The organism is Amycolatopsis sp. lyj-108 (assembly GCF_046549005.1).
Classification (GTDB): domain Bacteria; phylum Actinomycetota; class Actinomycetes; order Mycobacteriales; family Pseudonocardiaceae; genus Amycolatopsis.
Genome location: NZ_JAJPWQ010000015.1, coordinates 1 through 14,266 on the forward strand (window position 1 = coordinate 1; position 14,266 = coordinate 14,266).

Below are 14,266 nucleotides of genomic sequence, written 5' to 3' on the forward strand. Positions count from 1 at the left end.
CCTGACAGCGCCGATGGTACTGCAACCGAAGGGTTGTGGGAGAGTAGGACACCGCCGGACTAACATTGAAAAAGAAACGGGCCCAGGCCGGTTGAGAACCCAGAGTTCTCCCGACCTGGGCCCGTTTTTTCATACCCAAAACCCGCGACACCCGTGACCAGACGGACGACACGGCATGGCGACTCCGCGACGTCGTGTCGTCCCTCTGAACACGCGAGTTACGCCCCTGATCACGTGAGTCACGGGTCCAGACACGCGAGTTACGTCCCTGATCACGCGAGTTACGCGACTGGACAGGTGACCAAACCCGGAACACACGTGACTGAACCCGTGACTCACGTGATCAGAGACGTAACTCGCGTGATTGAAGCCGTAACTCACGTGATCAGAGGCGTAACGGCTCTGGGGGCGGGAGTGAAGGGGGACGCCTCGGGGGTTAGGGGATCAGGGCGGGGAGGGTTTCGCTGAGGGGGCCGCGGACGACGGCGGAAGCCATGGAGTCGTAGGGCGTTTCGGAGCCGTTGCAGATCACCACGTCGGCGCCGGCCCGCGAAGCGACGCTCACCAGCGAGGCGGCCGGCTGCACGCTCAGGGAGGATCCGGCCACCAGCAGGAGGTCGCTCTCGGAGACGGCGGTTCGCGCGGCTCGGAGCAGATTTTGGTCCAGGTGCTGGCCGAAAGACACGGTGGCCGACTTCAGGATGCCGCCGCATAGCAGACAGGGCGGATCGGTCGCACCCGCTCGGACCCGCTCCAGCGTCGAGCGCATGTCCCGGTGATCGTCACAGGACAGGCAGACGGACTCGAACATCGTGCCGTGCAGTTCCAGCACCCGATCCGGCGCGAAGCCCGCCTTCTGGTGCAGCCGGTCGATGTTCTGGGTGACGACATGCGTCGGAGCCAGGCGTACGAGCGCGTAGTGCGCGGCGTTCGGTGCCGCGTCCCAGCCGGGGTGCACCAGCCGTGCCTGCCACGTGCGTTCGCGTACCTCGCGACTTTCTCGGTACGCCTGGAGGTTCGACATCTTCTCCGCGGTCGGATCGCGGGTCCACAGGCCCTGCGGGCCGCGGAAGTCGGGGATCCCCGAATCCGTGGAGATCCCGGCGCCGGTCAGTGCGACGACCCGGCCGGCGCCGGCCACGAGTGAGCGGGCGGTGCTCAGGGTGCTGGTCACCCGCCCATCATGCCTCTATTTGAGTGCGCTGCCCGCTTGCCAGTCCGCCCACGACTTCGACCAGTCGCCGTAGAGGTCCCAGACCGGCAGCTGCGGGCCGCCGGAGTTGGTCACCTCGACGACATCGCCGAGCCCCATGTTCTGGTAGAACCACTGGGCGTTGGCGGCGTTGAGGTTGATGCAACCGTGCGACACGTTCGAGCTGCCCTGCGCGCCGACGCTGTTCGGGTTCTCGTGGACGAACTCGCCGTCGTTGGAGATCCGCAGCGACCACTTCTCGTTCGCCTTGTAGTACCCCGGCTGGCCCTGGCAGACGCCGTAGGTGCACGAGTCCATCGTGTAGTTCTCGTGTTTGTCCGAAATGACGTGGGCGCCCAAATGTGTCGGCGTGGCGTCCTTGCCCATGGAAATGGGCATCGATTTCGCCAGCGCGCCGTTGTGGAAGATCTGCATCTGCTCGGTGTTGCCGTCGGCTTTCGCGACCCAGGAATCGTGCACTTTGTACGTTTCCGTGCGGTCGGTCGCGCCGTAGACGCCATTGCCGAAATCGACGCCGTAGATCGTCGCCGAAACCTTGAGCGTCGTCCCCGGCTGCCAGTACACCTTGGGGCGGTAGTGGACGTTCTTGTCGTCGATCCAGTACCAGGAGCCCTCCTGCTTCGGCGTGGACTCCACCGACAGCTTCTTCTCCACCTCGGCCTTGTTCTTCACCGGCTGGCCGAAGGCGAACACGATCGGCTGCCCGACGCCGACACCACCGGACGTGACCGCGGCGGGTGCCGGGATCAGGTTCGGGTTCGCCTGCTGCTTCGGGCTCAGCGTGGAGACCCTGCTCTGCTGCTCGACGGGCTTCCCGTCGGTGCCCTGGGCGTGCGCCACGATCTTGTAGGTGCTGCCGTAGCCGAGCGGCTCGGTGGTCTTCCAGCTGAGCCCGTCGCCCGCCAGTTCGCCCTTCACCTGGTTACCCTTGTCGGCGTTGCTGACGGTGACGTCGATCAGCTTGCCGTGCTCGGCCTTGACCGTCACCGGGGTCGCCGGATTGACGTTCGTCCCACCTGCCGGGTCGATGGTCACCGAAACCGGGTTCGTGTCCGACTTGGCGCTGGTGTCGGGTGAATTGGTGCCGCCCGAGGGCGAACAGGCCGCGATCACCAATATCGCGGCGAGTATTCCGGCCGTCGAAAGTAATGTCTTCTTGGCAAACATATGGGTCTCTCTTTAAAATGTGACCAGTTACGTCGCGCGATCAGCGGAAAGTTCTCTTTCAAAACTACGCGACGAAGAAGACGTGACCGATGCCGGATGGTTGCCTGTCAGGCAACGACGAGACCGGGCGCACCATAAAGTCCGGGGCCATCGACGCTCAATTCGCCCAAATAGGTCTTCGCGGCCGCATAAGCCTCGGCGGTGAGTGTCGTGGTGTGGCTGAAGTCCAAGGGGCTGACTCGCACCGGCTTCGGCCCCGGCACGTAGACCACGGGCACCTCGGCCGCGGCGATGGGCGCCTCCAGCACGGCCTGGTTCCGCATGCTGATCATCGCGGTGAACATCATCACCTCGGCGAAGGTCTGCGGGGTGCCGGGCATCTTGCCGGGGAAGGCGCAGTCGAGGACGACGAGCGACTTCGCGCCCATGGCGAGTGCCTGGCGCATCGGCACGTTGGCGACCAGGCCGCCGTCGTAGAGCATGCGGTCCCCGAACGGCACCGGCGGATAGATCCCCGGGATCGCGCAGCTGGCCAGCAGGGGCGCCAGAACGGGCCCTGAACGGATGAGCAGCGGTTCGGCGGTGTCGACGTCGGTCGCGACGACGCCCAGCGGCAGCGCGAGATCCTCGAACCGGACGCCCTCGCCGATGTGCTCGTCGATGATCGCGGCGAGGCCGGTGTTGGGGAACAGGTTGGTCTTGCTGTGCCGCAGGGTCCGCACCTGGCTGAGCACGCCGCCGGGGAACGCCTCGTGCCGCGTCATCCGCGACCAGATCCGGTCGAGCCGGGCGCCTGCCTCACCTTCGAGCGCGAGGACGGCGGCGTTCAGCGAACCCACCGAGGTGCCGACGACGAGGTCGGGCGCGATGCCGCTTTCGGTGAGGGCCCGCAGCATCCCGACCTGCATGGCGCCGAGACTGCCTCCACCGCCGAGGACGAAACCGATCGGCTGGGGCAGGTTCAAGGCGGCCATGCCCGGAATCTAGTCCTCCGCGCCGACCTTCGCCGGAGTGGCGTCTTCGACCGTGACGGCGAGCGCCTTCTTCTTCTTGTAGCGCAGCAGGAAGAACACGGCGACTCCCACCAGCACCCCGACGATCACCAGGCCGCCTGTGTTGAGCACGCCTTCGACCTTCTTGGCGGCCTCGCCGAGGGCGGCGCCGATACCGATGTGGATGGCCGACCAGCAGGCCGCGCCCGCCGCGGCGGCGGGCAGGAACTTGCGGAACGGCAGGCCCGACGTCCCGGACGCCGCTGGGGTCAGCGTGCGGATCACCGGGAGGAACCGCGCGAAGAACACCGCCCACGCGCCTCGCCGTTCGAGCACGCCGGTGGCCTTGTCCCAGGCGTCGAGGCCGTACTTGCGGATCAGCTTCGTCTCACGCAGGCGCGGGCCGAAGCGTTTGCCGATCGCGTAGCCGAGTGAGTCACCGAGTGCGGCGCAGACTGTCACGACGGCCCACAGGGTCAGGAACCGGGAGACCGACGTCGCCGTCGTGGCCGCGACCAGCAGCCCCGATTCACCGGGCGCGATGAAGCCGAGCCCGATGGTGCATTCGGCGAACACCAGTCCGCCGGTCGCCGCGACCAGTCCCGGTTCCGGGAGACTCTGCAGCCAATTGAGAAGATCAGTTACCAACGCCACCAGGTCACTTTACTGATTCGTGACCTGGTGGGTGGCGATGTCGCGGAGAGGGTGACCGGAGTCACCGTGCCAGCAGCGAGCTGGCTTCCTGCGCGGCGGGTCCTTCGGCGGCGAGATGGGCCAAGTTCTCCGACAGCGCTTCGCCGCGGTGGCGCTTCGTCTGCGCGAACAGCCGCCCGGCGCGGTACGAGGAGCGGACCAGCGGCCCGGCCATGACGCCGGCGAAGCCCATCGCCTCTGCGGCGTTCGAGTGCTCGACGAACTCTTCGGGCTTCACCCACCGGTCCACCGGGTGGTGACGGGGCGACGGACGCAGGTACTGGGTGATCGTCAGGATCTCGCAGCCGGCGTCGACCAGGTCCTTCATCGCGGGCGCGACCTCGTCGGGGGTCTCGCCCATGCCGAGGATCAAGTTCGACTTCGTCACCAAACCGGCCTCACGGGCCCGCGTGATCACTTCGAGCGACCGCGCGTACCGGAAACCGGGCCGGATCCGCTTGAAGATCCGCGGCACCGTCTCCACGTTGTGCGCGAGCACCTCGGGGCGGGAGCCGAAGACTTCGGCCAGCTGGTCGGGGTCGGCGTTGAAGTCCGGGATCAACAGCTCGACACCGGTGCCCGGGTTCAGCGCGTGGATCTGGCGCACGGTCTCCGCGTACAGCCACGCGCCGCCGTCTTCGAGGTCGTCACGCGCGACACCGGTGACGGTCGAGTAGCGCAGGCCCATCGCCTGGACGCTTTCGGCGACCTTGCGCGGCTCGGTGCGGTCCAGCTCGGCAGGCTTGCCGGTGTCGATCTGGCAGAAGTCACAGCGCCGGGTGCACTGGTCGCCACCGATCAGGAACGTGGCCTCACGGTCTTCCCAGCATTCGTAGATGTTGGGGCAACCGGCCTCCTCACACACGGTGTGGAGGCCTTCACGTTTGACCAGGCCCTTGAGCTCGGTGAACTCCGGACCCATCCGCGCGCGCGTCTTGATCCACGGCGGCTTCTTCTCGATGGGAGTCTGGGAATTCCGGACCTCGAGCCGCAACATCTTGCGGCCATCTGGGGCAGCACTCACCCCGTCACCCTACGCCCGCCGGAGCAGTGGTCGCCGCTCACGCGGGGTCGGGGGTGACGCCCGTCAACTTGGTGGTCACGTCCCACAACGCGGCGCCGAGCGATTCGCTCCTCGCGGCCGTCAGAGGGCGCACCTTGACCGGTGCGCCGCGAAGTCCGCCGAGCCCGCGAGGGCCGATGTAGTCGCCGCCTTCGACCTCGGGGGAGGTCGCCGCGAACAGCTGCGGGAGCGTGCCCTGGCGGGCGTTCTGCGCGATGAAGATCTCGCCGATCCGGTTGCCCGCGCCGACGAGCGCGCGCACCACCGGGTTGCGGTAGGAGCGGGCCATCCCCGAACCGAGTCCGGTCCAGGTGTAGCCGGGGTGTGCCGCCACGCTGACGACGTCCTCGCCCGCGGCGCGCAGCCTGCGGTCGAGTTCGAGCGCGAACACCTGATTGGAGAGTTTCGACTGGCCGTAGGCCGAACCCGGGTTGTACATCCGGCGTTCGAAGTTCGGGTCGGCGACGTCGATGCGCGCACCTGTCGCCGCGACACTCGACAAGGTCACGACACGCGCTCCCGAGCCATTGCGCAGCGACGGCATCAGCAGCCAGGTCAGCACCGCGTGCCCGAGATGGTTCGTGCCGAACTGGGTCTCGAAGCCGTCCTTGGTGTGACCACGCGGCGTCGCCATCACGCCCGCGTTGTTGACCAGGACGTCGAGTTCGCCGCCCGTCAGTTCCTGGACCTTCTTCACGGCTTCGCGGACCGAGTCGAGATCGGCGAGGTCCAGCCGGACGAGTTCGGGGGCTTCCCCGGTCGCGGCCGCGCGAACCTGCTCCAGTGCCTTGGCGCCACGTTCCGGTGACCGGCAGCCGAGCAGCACGCGGGCCCCCTTGCCCGCGAGCACCTCGGACATGCGCAGCCCGAGCCCGGAGTTCGCCCCCGTGACGAACACGGTCCGGCCGGTCTGATCAGGGATGTCGGCCTCGGTCCAGCGCGCGTGAGCAGCCATGTCGGTACCTAACTACATCGTCGGCAGCGTCGCTACGCCGGATCACGCACTCGGCGCGAGCAACCGGAGCAGGTGACCCATGGGGCTGCGGCGGCGGGCGGGTTTCGCGTGCCGTCCGTGCCGGAGCAGGGTGGCGAACGCGCTGCCGACCTTGGTGATCTCTCCGGCCGGCTCGTTGCCGTCGGCCAGTCCCGCCGTCAGCGCGAGAGTGCGCAGTTCGGCTTCGTGCGACGGGATCAGCGCGGGGCACCGTTCGAGGGCCGCGTCGAGAACGGCGCGGAGGATCTCGTGCTCGGCGGTGGCGCTGTTCCAGGCGCGGGTGACGGCTTCGACCCTGTCGAGCGCGAGGTCCTGGTCGGCGTAGTCCGGATCGGTCATCTCCGCGCGGAGGTGACCGGCGAACACCTGGTTCCACTTGTACCGAAGCGCGAGCAGAAGCTCTTCCTCGGTGGCGAAGTACTTGGTGGCACCAGGGATTGCTTCGAGTGAGATCGCGTCGGACAGGTGATGACCCGCCTGGCGCAGTGCGGCTTCGAGGATGTCGCGCCGCTGGTAGAAGTCGTTCCAGCTCATGATCATGGCTCCCCTCCGTGACGCGGTTCATACCGCAGGTTTGCGGCATACTCCCGGTACGGACCTGACAGGAGCCAACATACCATGGGTATGGAGTGGGGCCGGCGGCGTAAAGTTGTGAAGGTGGCGACAATGAGGTCAAGGCGGCTGGACTATTCCGAGTCCACCCGGTCGGCACTCGTCGAGAGTGCCGTGGAGCTGTTCACCAAACGCGGATACGCCGGCACGTCTCTCGACGAGATCGCCAAGCGGGCCAGGGTGACGAAGGGCGCGCTCTACCACCATTTCAGTGGGAAGCAGGCGCTGTTCGAGGCTGCCTTCGACACGGTCGAGAGCCAGGTCTTCGACCGGCTCGAAAAGATCATGAACGGCCCGGCCTCGCCGTGGGAGCGGGCGCTGTCGGGGTTGCGCGGCTTCCTGCAGAGCTGCCTCGACCCGGCGTACCAGCGCATCGCGATCCACGAGGCGCCGGTGGTGATGGGCTGGGAGCGCTGGCGCGAGGCGGAGGAACGGTGCAGTTTCGGCCTGGTCCGCACCGGGATCCAGGCGCTCATCGAGGTCGGCGAGGTCGACGACGTCCCGGTGGACGTCACCGCGCGGCTGCTGTTCGGCGCGCTGTCGAGCGCGGCCATCGAGATCGCGAGTTCGCCGGAGCCGAAGAAGGTCAGCGCTCAGGTCGAGGAGGTCCTGGTGCGGCTGCTCGTCGGATTCCGCCGGGTTCCGCCCGCCGAGCACGGGAAAGCGAGCTGACGAAGCCGTCTATATGGTGGCTTCGTGGACCTCAGGATCTTTACCGAGCCCCAGCAGGGGGCCAGCTACGAAGACCTGCTCCGGGTGGCCAAGGCCACCGAGGACGCGGGCTACGACGCCTTCTTCCGCAGCGATCACTACTTGAAGATGGGTTCGGCGACCGGCCTGCCCGGGCCGACCGACGCGTGGATCACCCTCGCGGGTCTCGCCCGTGAGACCAGTCGTGTCCGGCTGGGCACCCTCGTCACCGCCGCCACCTTCCGGCACCCCTCGGTGCTGGCGATCTCGGTCGCGCAGGTGGACCAGATGTCCGGTGGCCGCGTCGAACTCGGCCTCGGATCGGGCTGGTACGACGACGAGCACACCGCGTACGGCCTCGACCTGCCGCCGATCAAGGAGCGCTTCGACCGCTACGCCGAGCAGCTCGCCGTCGTCACCGGGCTGTGGGAGACGCCGGAGGGGGAGACGTTCTCCTTCGACGGCGAGCACTACAAACTCGTCGACTCGCCAGGCCTGCCCAAGCCCGCGCAGCGGCCCCGGCCGCCGGTGATCATCGGCGGTGGCGGCAAGAAGCGCACCCCGGCACTCGCCGCTCGCTACGCCGACGAGTTCAACCTGCCGTTCGTGGGGCCCGACTTCGCCGCCGAGCAGTTCGGCCGCGTCGACGACGCCGCACGCGAGATCGGCCGCGATCCCAAGGAGATCCTCCGCTCGGCCGCGCTCGTCGTCGCCGTCGGCCGTGACGACGCCGAGGTCGCCAAGCGCGCCGGCGTGATCGGCCGTGAGGTTCCGGAGCTGCGGGAGAACGGGCTCGCGGGGACGCCGTCGGAGGTCGTCGAGAAGATCGGGCAGTGGCGGGAGAAGACCGGGATCACCCGGCTCTACCTTCAGCTGCTGGACCTTTCGGACCTGGACCAGATCGAGCTGATCGCTTCCGAGGTCGCTCCTCAGCTGGACTGAGGCGGGGGCTGAAGGGCGCTTTCCCCGCATCTCATGCGGGGAAAGCGCCCTTCACCGCGTCCTATGCGGGGAAAGTCCCCTTCAGCTCTGCAGGGCGAAGGTGACGCCGGGGGCGGCGGGTGCCTCGGGACGCGGCAGCCAGCGCTCGTCGTTCACCGGGAGGTCGCCTTCCAGCGCGGCGAGCACGGCTTCGCGCGCCATCGGCAGCACGGAAGCCACGGTGACCTCGCGGTCGAGCTCGTAGGAAAGCGAAGTGACGCCAGCGTCCCGGATGCCGCACGGGACGATCTTGTCGAAGGCGCCGAGGTCGGGGTTGCAGTTCAGCTCGAAACCGTGCATGGTCACGCCGCGCTGGACGCGGATGCCGATCGCGGCGATCTTCCGCTCGACACCGCGGTCGTCGGCCGGGATCCAGACGCCGCTGCGGCCCTCGACCCGGCCGGTGTGCACGCCGAGCTGATCGCAGACGGTGATCAGGGCCTCTTCGAGACGCCGGACGTAGTGCACGACGTCGATCGGGTCGGCGAGTTTGACGATCGGGTACCCGACCAGCTGACCGGGCCCGTGCCAGGTGATCTTGCCGCCGCGGTCGACGTCGATCACCGGGGTGCCGTCGGTCGGCCTGTCCTCGGCTTCGGTGCGCTTGCCCGCCGTGTACACCGACGGGTGCTCCAGCAGCAGCATGGTGTCCGGGCCGTCACCGTCGGCACGGGCTGTGACGTGCTTTCGCTGGAGTTCCCAGGCTTCGGTGTAGTCGATCGTCCCGATCTCGCGGACGTCGACGGGCTCGGCGGAGGCGCGGCATGACGTGGTCGAAGAGCTCACGTCAGCGACACTACGCCGGGTCTTCCGGCAGGGGGAGCAGGCCCAGCGCGGCCGCCGAAATCAGGCCCACGCCACCCACCGCGAGTACGGATCCCGCGGTGTCGGTCAGCCAGTGCACGCCCAGCACGATGCGGCAGAGCGCACCGAGCACCGTCGCCGCGGCGGCGATCGTCATCGCGAGCCGCGCCAGATGCGGGCGGGTCCACGCGCACAGCAGCACCGCGACGAACCCGGTGCACGCGACGGCGACCACGTGTCCGCTCGGATAACTCAGATCGGGGAATTCGCGAGGCCGTTCCCGGTAGAAGACCGGTTTCGCGATCAAGCTGGTCATCCGGCACAACACCAGGACGACGGCCAGTTTGACGCACAACACGGTCAGGTCCCGGCGGCGCCAGGCGAGCACCGCCAGCACCGCGCCCAGCACGAACGGGAGGACCGGGCCGAGGACGTTCGTGACCAGGCCCGCCACCTGCCCCGCGGCCTGGGTGTGCTGGCCGCGGAACGCGTCGGCGAGGGCGACGTCCACCGGCGGCGGCCGCTGGTCGACGTAGGACCCGAGGGTGACGAAACCGATCAGCAGCAGCGTTCCGGCGAGGGAGTACAGGCCGCGCCGCACGGTCATGTCGCGGCGGCCAGCGCGTCCTCGAGGGTCGGATGGCGGAACGCGTAACCCGCCTCCTCCAGCACCCGGGGCAGGGCGCGCTGCCCGAACAGCGCCATCTCCTCGGCCGCCTGCCCGAGGGCGATCTTCATCGCGAAACCCGGCACCTGCCAGATCGCCGGCCGGTGCACGGCTCGGCCCAACGCCTTCGTGAAGGCGGCGTTCGTGGCGGGCTGCGGTCCGCAGAGGTTCACCGGACCGGACAGCGATTCGTTCTCCAGCGCGAAAACGAGTGCGCCGACCTCGTCGTCGAGCGAGATCCAGGGCATGTACTGCCTGCCGCCGCCGAGTTTCCCGCCGAGCCCCAAACGGAACAGCGGCCGCAGGACGTCAAGGAGCCCGCCCTCGCGCGCGAGCACCAGCCCGGTGCGGACGCGCACGACCCGGGCACCCGCGGTGGCCGCGCTCTCGGTGGCGCCCTCCCACGCGGTGCAGAGCCCGGCGAGGAAACCGCGTCCCACCGGACTCGATTCGTCCACGATGGAGGGACCGGGATCGCCGTAGTAGCCGACGGCGGAGGCGTTGACCAGCACGGGGGTCCCGTGCTCGGCGACGGCTTCCGCGAGTACCTCGGTCGGTTCGACCCGGCTGTCGAGGAGTACTTGTTTGCGGGCCGCGCTCCAGCGCCCCGGCAGCAGTGGCGCGCCCGCGAGGTTCACCACGGCGTCGACCCCGTCGAGCGCGCCGTCGGCGATCTCTCCGGCCGGGGGATCCCAGCGGCGCTCGTCGGCCGCCCGCTCCTCCCGGCGCACAAGGCGGACCACTTCGTGCCCGGACCGGCGTAACCGGGTCGTCAGGGAGGTGCCGATCAGTCCGCTCGCGCCCGCGATCAGAACTCGCATGATCCGATCGTGTCCTATCCGCGATCCGGTCGCACGCTCAGGTTCTTCAGTTGCCCGGCGACGTCGGAGGCGGCGGTGAGCAGCACCAGCACCGGGATCGTCGCGGCGGGCCGGAGCCGGTAACTGCCGCGTTTGTCCTGCTCGACGATTCCGGCGCCGGTCAGCGCCTTGAGGTGGTGGTACAGCTGGCCGGGAGACCCGAGTTCGGCGGCTTCCTGCAGGGCGGGCGCGGTCTGCGCACCCTTCTCGGCCAGCGTCCGCACGAGCGCCACCCGCGCGGTGCTGGACAGGGCCGCGAGCACTTCGACCCGCGGCCCGTCCGCGAACGCCAGCATCGGGCCGGGCGTGACGTTGATCGCCCAGCTCAGTTCGAGGGGCTCGGTCAGTTCGCCGTGGTAGCCGACCAGGCCGCCGGGGCTCGCCGCGGGCTCGGCCTGCTGCTCGCTGTGCCGACTTTCGAGGGCGGCGACCCGTGCTTCAAGGGCGGCGATCCGGTCGGCGAACTCAGCGTTCATACCGGTTATCTATACCGTCGCCTCAGCGGAGCGCCCGTTCCAGGGCGGTGAACCGCGCCGGGTCGGACAGCGCCGCGAGCACGAGATCGATGAGCGGCAGGGCGTTCTGCATGTCCTGGTCGCTCACGCCGGTGAGCAGGACGGCGGCCGTACCCGACCGTCCGCCAGGCCAACGGACGGAGAGCCCGATGGTCAGCGAACGCGGCAGGCTTCCGCCCTTGAAGAGCACTTCGCTCGCTCCGGGCGGTACGCGGTCTGCCAGCGGCTTCGCGAGGATCTCGCGCGCGCGTGTGTAGAGGCCCTTCGCGATACTGCGGTGAAGCGAGAACAGATCCGACGCCGAGCCTTGGCCGTGCCCCTTGATCCACGGCCACTGGGCGTCGGACGTGCCCGGCATGTCCGGCCAGCGCTTGAAGGCTTCGGCGCGGAACCGCGGATCGCGGACGAACCGGCGCGCGACCGCGTCGCCCATCGCCCGCCGGACGGCGACCGGGCTGCCGGGCGGGGGCGCGTACTCCGGCATCATCAGCATCAGGACCTCGCCGCCCAGCGATCGGGTGTCCGGCCGGAACCAGCCGCCCCGCGCCGCCGCCCGCTGGAGGGCGGGATCGCCGAGGCGGGTGCGGAGGTAGTCCGTCGCGGCGTTGTCGCTGAAGAGGATCATCGCTTCGGCGAGCCTGGCCAGGGGGACACGCTGTTCGGGGTCCTTGGCGATGCCGAAGTCGTCGCAGGGAACGCCCAGCCAGTTGAGCGCCTGGAAATGCGCGCGGCCGTCGGCGACGAACGGGTGGTGGGCGTCCCAGTCGCCCACCCGGATCTGTTCCTCCGGGTCGAGCCGGCTTTCGGCGTACGCGCTGAGGTGCACGACCTTGATCGACGAGGCCAGAACACGCCGGACGTCGGCGTTGCGCGAGGCGCGGCGACCCGCGCCGTCGTCGATCAGGACGGAGACGTCGCCGCGGTGGGCGGCGATCCAGTCGAGCCAGCCCTGTTCGGTCGTCGTGTCCGGCTGGGCCGCGGTCGCGGTTCCCGGCAGCAGCAACGCGGCCGACCCCGCGGCGGCAGCCGCCAGCAGATGGCGTCTGGTCAGCATGGGTGACATCCTCCCTCTCGTTTTCCGTAATTCCGGAATACTAGAGTTCGGGCTGTGTGTCAAACCCTCGCAAGTAGGTGACGAATTGCGGAGAGAAAGAAGAAGGCCCCCGCCCCGCCGAAGCGGGACGAGGGCCTTGATCGACTACCCGAGGATCAGAGACCGAGCTCGTCCTCGAAGTTGCCCTCTTCCAGGCGTTGCTTGATCGTCGTGACGAAGCGGCCCGCGTCGGCCCCGTCCACCAGGCGGTGGTCGTAGGTCAGCGGCAGGAACGCCATCGATCGGACGGCGATCGTGTCGTTGCCGTCGGCGTCCGCGATCACGACCGGGCGCTTCACGACCGCGCCGGTACCGAGCATGCCGGACTGCGGCTGCACGATGATCGGCGTGTCGAACAGGGCGCCGTTGGAGCCGATGTTCGTGATCGTGAAGGTGCCGCCCGACAGCTCGTCCGGCTTGATCTGGCCCGAACGCGCGCGGCCCGCCAGGTCGGCGATGCGGTGCGCGAGACCGGCGAGGCTGAGCTCACCCGCGTCGTGGATGACCACCGACAGCAGACCCTTTTCGGTGTCCACCGCGATCCCCAGGTGCACCGCACCGTGGTAGGTGATCTCCTTCGTGTCCTCGTTGTAGGACGCGTTGACGTTCGGGTGCTGCTTGAGCGCCTCGACGGTGGCCTTCGCGAAGAACGGCAGGAACGTCAGGTTGACGCCCTCGCGCTCCTTGAAGGCCGCCTTCGCCCGCTGACGCAGCTTGGCGACCTTCGTGACGTCCACCTCGTGGACCTGCGTGAGCTGCGCGGAGATCTGCAGCGACTCGCGGGTCTTCGTGGCGGTGATCTGACGGATCCGGCTGGCCTTCTGCACGGTGCCGCGCAGAGCGGCGAGCTCCGGCGAAACCGCGGCCTTGCGCGGAGCCGACGGGGCGGCGGCGGGAGCCGGGGCGGCGGCGGCAGCGGGCTGCGCGGCGGGAGCCTGGGCGGCCTTCTGCTTGGCCTCGGCGGCCGCGAGCACATCCTGCTTGCGGATGCGGCCACCGACACCGCTGCCGGTCAGCGACGACAGGTCGATGCCGTGCTCCGAAGCGAGCTTGCGGACCAGCGGCGTCACGTACGGCGCGTTGTCCGAACCGTTGTCGCTGCTCGCCGCCGGCTTCGGGGCCTCGGCCTTGGGAGCCGGGGCGGCCTGAGGAGCCGGGGCGGGCTTCGGCGCGGGAGCCGCTTCGGCCTTGGGCTCGGGCTTCGGTTCCGGCTTGGGTTCCGGCTTCGGCTCGGGCTTGGGTTCCGGCTTGGGCTCGGCCTTCGGCGCCGGGGCGGAACCGGCGGCACCGATCACCGCGAGTACACCGCCGACCTCGACGGTCTCGTCCTCACCGGCGCGGATCTCCAGCACGGTGCCGGCGACCGGGGACGGAACCTCGGTGTCGACCTTGTCCGTGGAGATCTCGAGCAGCGGCTCGTCGACCTCGACGCTCTCGCCGACCTGCTTGAGCCACCGGGTGACGGTGCCCTCGGTGACGCTCTCGCCCAGCTCGGGCAGCTTCACCTCGGTGCCTTCACCACCCGAAGCCGGCGCGGTGTCCGGCTGGGACGGCGCGGAGGCCTCCTCCTGCGCGGGCTCCGGCTCGGGCTCGGGTTCGGGCTGCGCCTCTTCGGCGGCGGGCTCGGCGGAACCGGAGGACTCCGGCACCCCGCCGGTCCCGTCGTCGATGACGGCGAGCTCGCCGCCGACCTCGACGGTCTCGTCTTCCTGCGCGCTGATCTTCACGACCTTGCCGGCGACCGGGGACGGGACCTCGGTGTCGACCTTGTCCGTGGAGATCTCGAGCAACGGCTCGTCGACCTCGACGGTGTCGCCCTCCTGCTTCAACCACCGGGTGACGGTGCCCTCGGTGACGCTCTCACCGAGCTCCGGCAACGTGACGGAGTAGGCCATCGTTCGCTGACTCCCTTGATATGTCTT

General features: G+C 69.0%; 15 protein-coding genes. 2 read left to right on the forward strand and 13 right to left on the reverse strand.

The window, feature by feature from the left end; genetic code table 11:
* Positions 1–436: 436 nt before the first annotated feature.
* The 7 genes from ACLJO0_RS38635 to ACLJO0_RS38665 all read right to left on the reverse strand — a co-directional run bounded on the left by ACLJO0_RS38635 (position 437) and on the right by ACLJO0_RS38665 (position 6,656).
* Positions 437–1,174 carry an SIR2 family NAD-dependent protein deacylase gene (locus ACLJO0_RS38635; RefSeq protein WP_410584533.1) on the reverse strand — a complete coding sequence of 246 codons (738 nt, stop codon included), beginning with the start codon at positions 1,172–1,174 and terminating at the stop codon, positions 437–439.
* A gap of 15 nt (positions 1,175–1,189) precedes the next feature.
* A complete protein-coding gene (locus ACLJO0_RS38640; protein WP_410584535.1) occupies positions 1,190–2,380 on the reverse strand; it encodes a L,D-transpeptidase in 1,191 nt (396 codons plus the stop codon).
* 107 nt (positions 2,381–2,487) lie between these two features.
* Positions 2,488–3,354: a patatin-like phospholipase family protein gene (locus ACLJO0_RS38645; protein ID WP_410584537.1), complete on the reverse strand. Its 867-nt coding sequence runs from the start codon at positions 3,352–3,354 to the stop codon at positions 2,488–2,490.
* Between the two features lie 9 nt (positions 3,355–3,363).
* Positions 3,364–4,026, reverse strand: coding sequence for a DedA family protein (locus ACLJO0_RS38650; protein ID WP_125794814.1), 663 nt, complete (start codon positions 4,024–4,026; stop codon positions 3,364–3,366).
* A 61-nt stretch (positions 4,027–4,087) separates the two neighbouring features.
* Positions 4,088–5,089 carry a lipoyl synthase gene (gene lipA / locus ACLJO0_RS38655; protein WP_410584540.1) on the reverse strand — a complete coding sequence of 334 codons (1,002 nt, stop codon included), beginning with the start codon at positions 5,087–5,089 and terminating at the stop codon, positions 4,088–4,090.
* Positions 5,090–5,126: 37 nt separating this feature from the next.
* Positions 5,127–6,083, reverse strand: coding sequence for an oxidoreductase (locus tag ACLJO0_RS38660; protein ID WP_410584542.1), 957 nt, complete (start codon positions 6,081–6,083; stop codon positions 5,127–5,129).
* 42 nt (positions 6,084–6,125) lie between these two features.
* Positions 6,126–6,656 carry a hypothetical protein gene (locus ACLJO0_RS38665; protein WP_410584544.1) on the reverse strand — a complete coding sequence of 177 codons (531 nt, stop codon included), beginning with the start codon at positions 6,654–6,656 and terminating at the stop codon, positions 6,126–6,128.
* A 132-nt stretch (positions 6,657–6,788) separates the two neighbouring features.
* On the opposite strand from ACLJO0_RS38665, the gene ACLJO0_RS38670 reads away from it, so the two are divergent.
* Entirely contained in the window at positions 6,789–7,406 is a 618-nt protein-coding gene (locus ACLJO0_RS38670; RefSeq protein WP_125787950.1) for a TetR/AcrR family transcriptional regulator, read from the forward strand.
* Positions 7,407–7,430: 24 nt separating this feature from the next.
* On the forward strand, positions 7,431–8,366 hold the full coding sequence (locus ACLJO0_RS38675) for an LLM class F420-dependent oxidoreductase (RefSeq protein ID WP_410584546.1): 936 nt from the start codon (positions 7,431–7,433) through the stop codon (positions 8,364–8,366).
* Between the two features lie 81 nt (positions 8,367–8,447).
* On the opposite strand, the gene lipB is transcribed toward ACLJO0_RS38675, so the two are convergent.
* From lipB to sucB, 6 genes are all read right to left on the reverse strand, one after another.
* Positions 8,448–9,191, reverse strand: a complete 744-nt coding sequence (gene lipB / locus ACLJO0_RS38680; RefSeq protein ID WP_410584548.1) for a lipoyl(octanoyl) transferase LipB — start codon at positions 9,189–9,191, stop codon at positions 8,448–8,450.
* A 10-nt stretch (positions 9,192–9,201) separates the two neighbouring features.
* Positions 9,202–9,816, reverse strand: coding sequence for a phosphatase PAP2 family protein (locus ACLJO0_RS38685; RefSeq protein ID WP_410584550.1), 615 nt, complete (start codon positions 9,814–9,816; stop codon positions 9,202–9,204).
* On the reverse strand, positions 9,813–10,697 hold the full coding sequence (locus ACLJO0_RS38690) for a TIGR01777 family oxidoreductase (protein ID WP_410584552.1): 885 nt from the start codon (positions 10,695–10,697) through the stop codon (positions 9,813–9,815). Before ACLJO0_RS38690 ends, ACLJO0_RS38685 begins: the two co-directional genes overlap by 4 nt.
* A 14-nt stretch (positions 10,698–10,711) precedes the next feature.
* Positions 10,712–11,212 (reverse strand): ArsR/SmtB family transcription factor, encoded by a 501-nt coding sequence (locus tag ACLJO0_RS38695; RefSeq protein WP_125794822.1) that lies wholly within the window; start codon positions 11,210–11,212, stop codon positions 10,712–10,714.
* 22 nt (positions 11,213–11,234) lie between these two features.
* Entirely contained in the window at positions 11,235–12,305 is a 1,071-nt protein-coding gene (locus tag ACLJO0_RS38700) for a serine hydrolase (protein ID WP_410584555.1), read from the reverse strand.
* Between the two features lie 155 nt (positions 12,306–12,460).
* Positions 12,461–14,239, reverse strand: coding sequence for a 2-oxoglutarate dehydrogenase, E2 component, dihydrolipoamide succinyltransferase (gene sucB, locus ACLJO0_RS38705; RefSeq protein ID WP_410584557.1), 1,779 nt, complete (start codon positions 14,237–14,239; stop codon positions 12,461–12,463).
* Between the last annotated feature and the right edge of the window lie 27 nt (positions 14,240–14,266).

Bases quoted from the DNA above. Each gene is read 5' to 3' on its own strand.
- ACLJO0_RS38640 (WP_410584535.1), bottom strand. From the start codon at position 2,380: ATGTTTGCCAAGAAGACATTACTTTCGACGGCCGGAATACTCGCCGCG.
- ACLJO0_RS38645 (WP_410584537.1), bottom strand. From the start codon at position 3,354: ATGGCCGCCTTGAACCTGCCCCAGCCGATCGGTTTCGTCCTCGGCGGT.
- ACLJO0_RS38660 (WP_410584542.1), bottom strand. From the start codon at position 6,083: ATGGCTGCTCACGCGCGCTGGACCGAGGCCGACATCCCTGATCAGACC.
- ACLJO0_RS38665 (WP_410584544.1), bottom strand. From the start codon at position 6,656: ATGAGCTGGAACGACTTCTACCAGCGGCGCGACATCCTCGAAGCCGCA.
- ACLJO0_RS38670 (WP_125787950.1), top strand. From the start codon at position 6,789: ATGAGGTCAAGGCGGCTGGACTATTCCGAGTCCACCCGGTCGGCACTC.
- ACLJO0_RS38685 (WP_410584550.1), bottom strand. From the start codon at position 9,816: ATGACCGTGCGGCGCGGCCTGTACTCCCTCGCCGGAACGCTGCTGCTG.
- ACLJO0_RS38690 (WP_410584552.1), bottom strand. From the start codon at position 10,697: ATGCGAGTTCTGATCGCGGGCGCGAGCGGACTGATCGGCACCTCCCTG.
- ACLJO0_RS38695 (WP_125794822.1), bottom strand. From the start codon at position 11,212: ATGAACGCTGAGTTCGCCGACCGGATCGCCGCCCTTGAAGCACGGGTC.
- ACLJO0_RS38700 (WP_410584555.1), bottom strand. From the start codon at position 12,305: ATGCTGACCAGACGCCATCTGCTGGCGGCTGCCGCCGCGGGGTCGGCC.
- sucB (WP_410584557.1), bottom strand. From the start codon at position 14,239: ATGGCCTACTCCGTCACGTTGCCGGAGCTCGGTGAGAGCGTCACCGAG.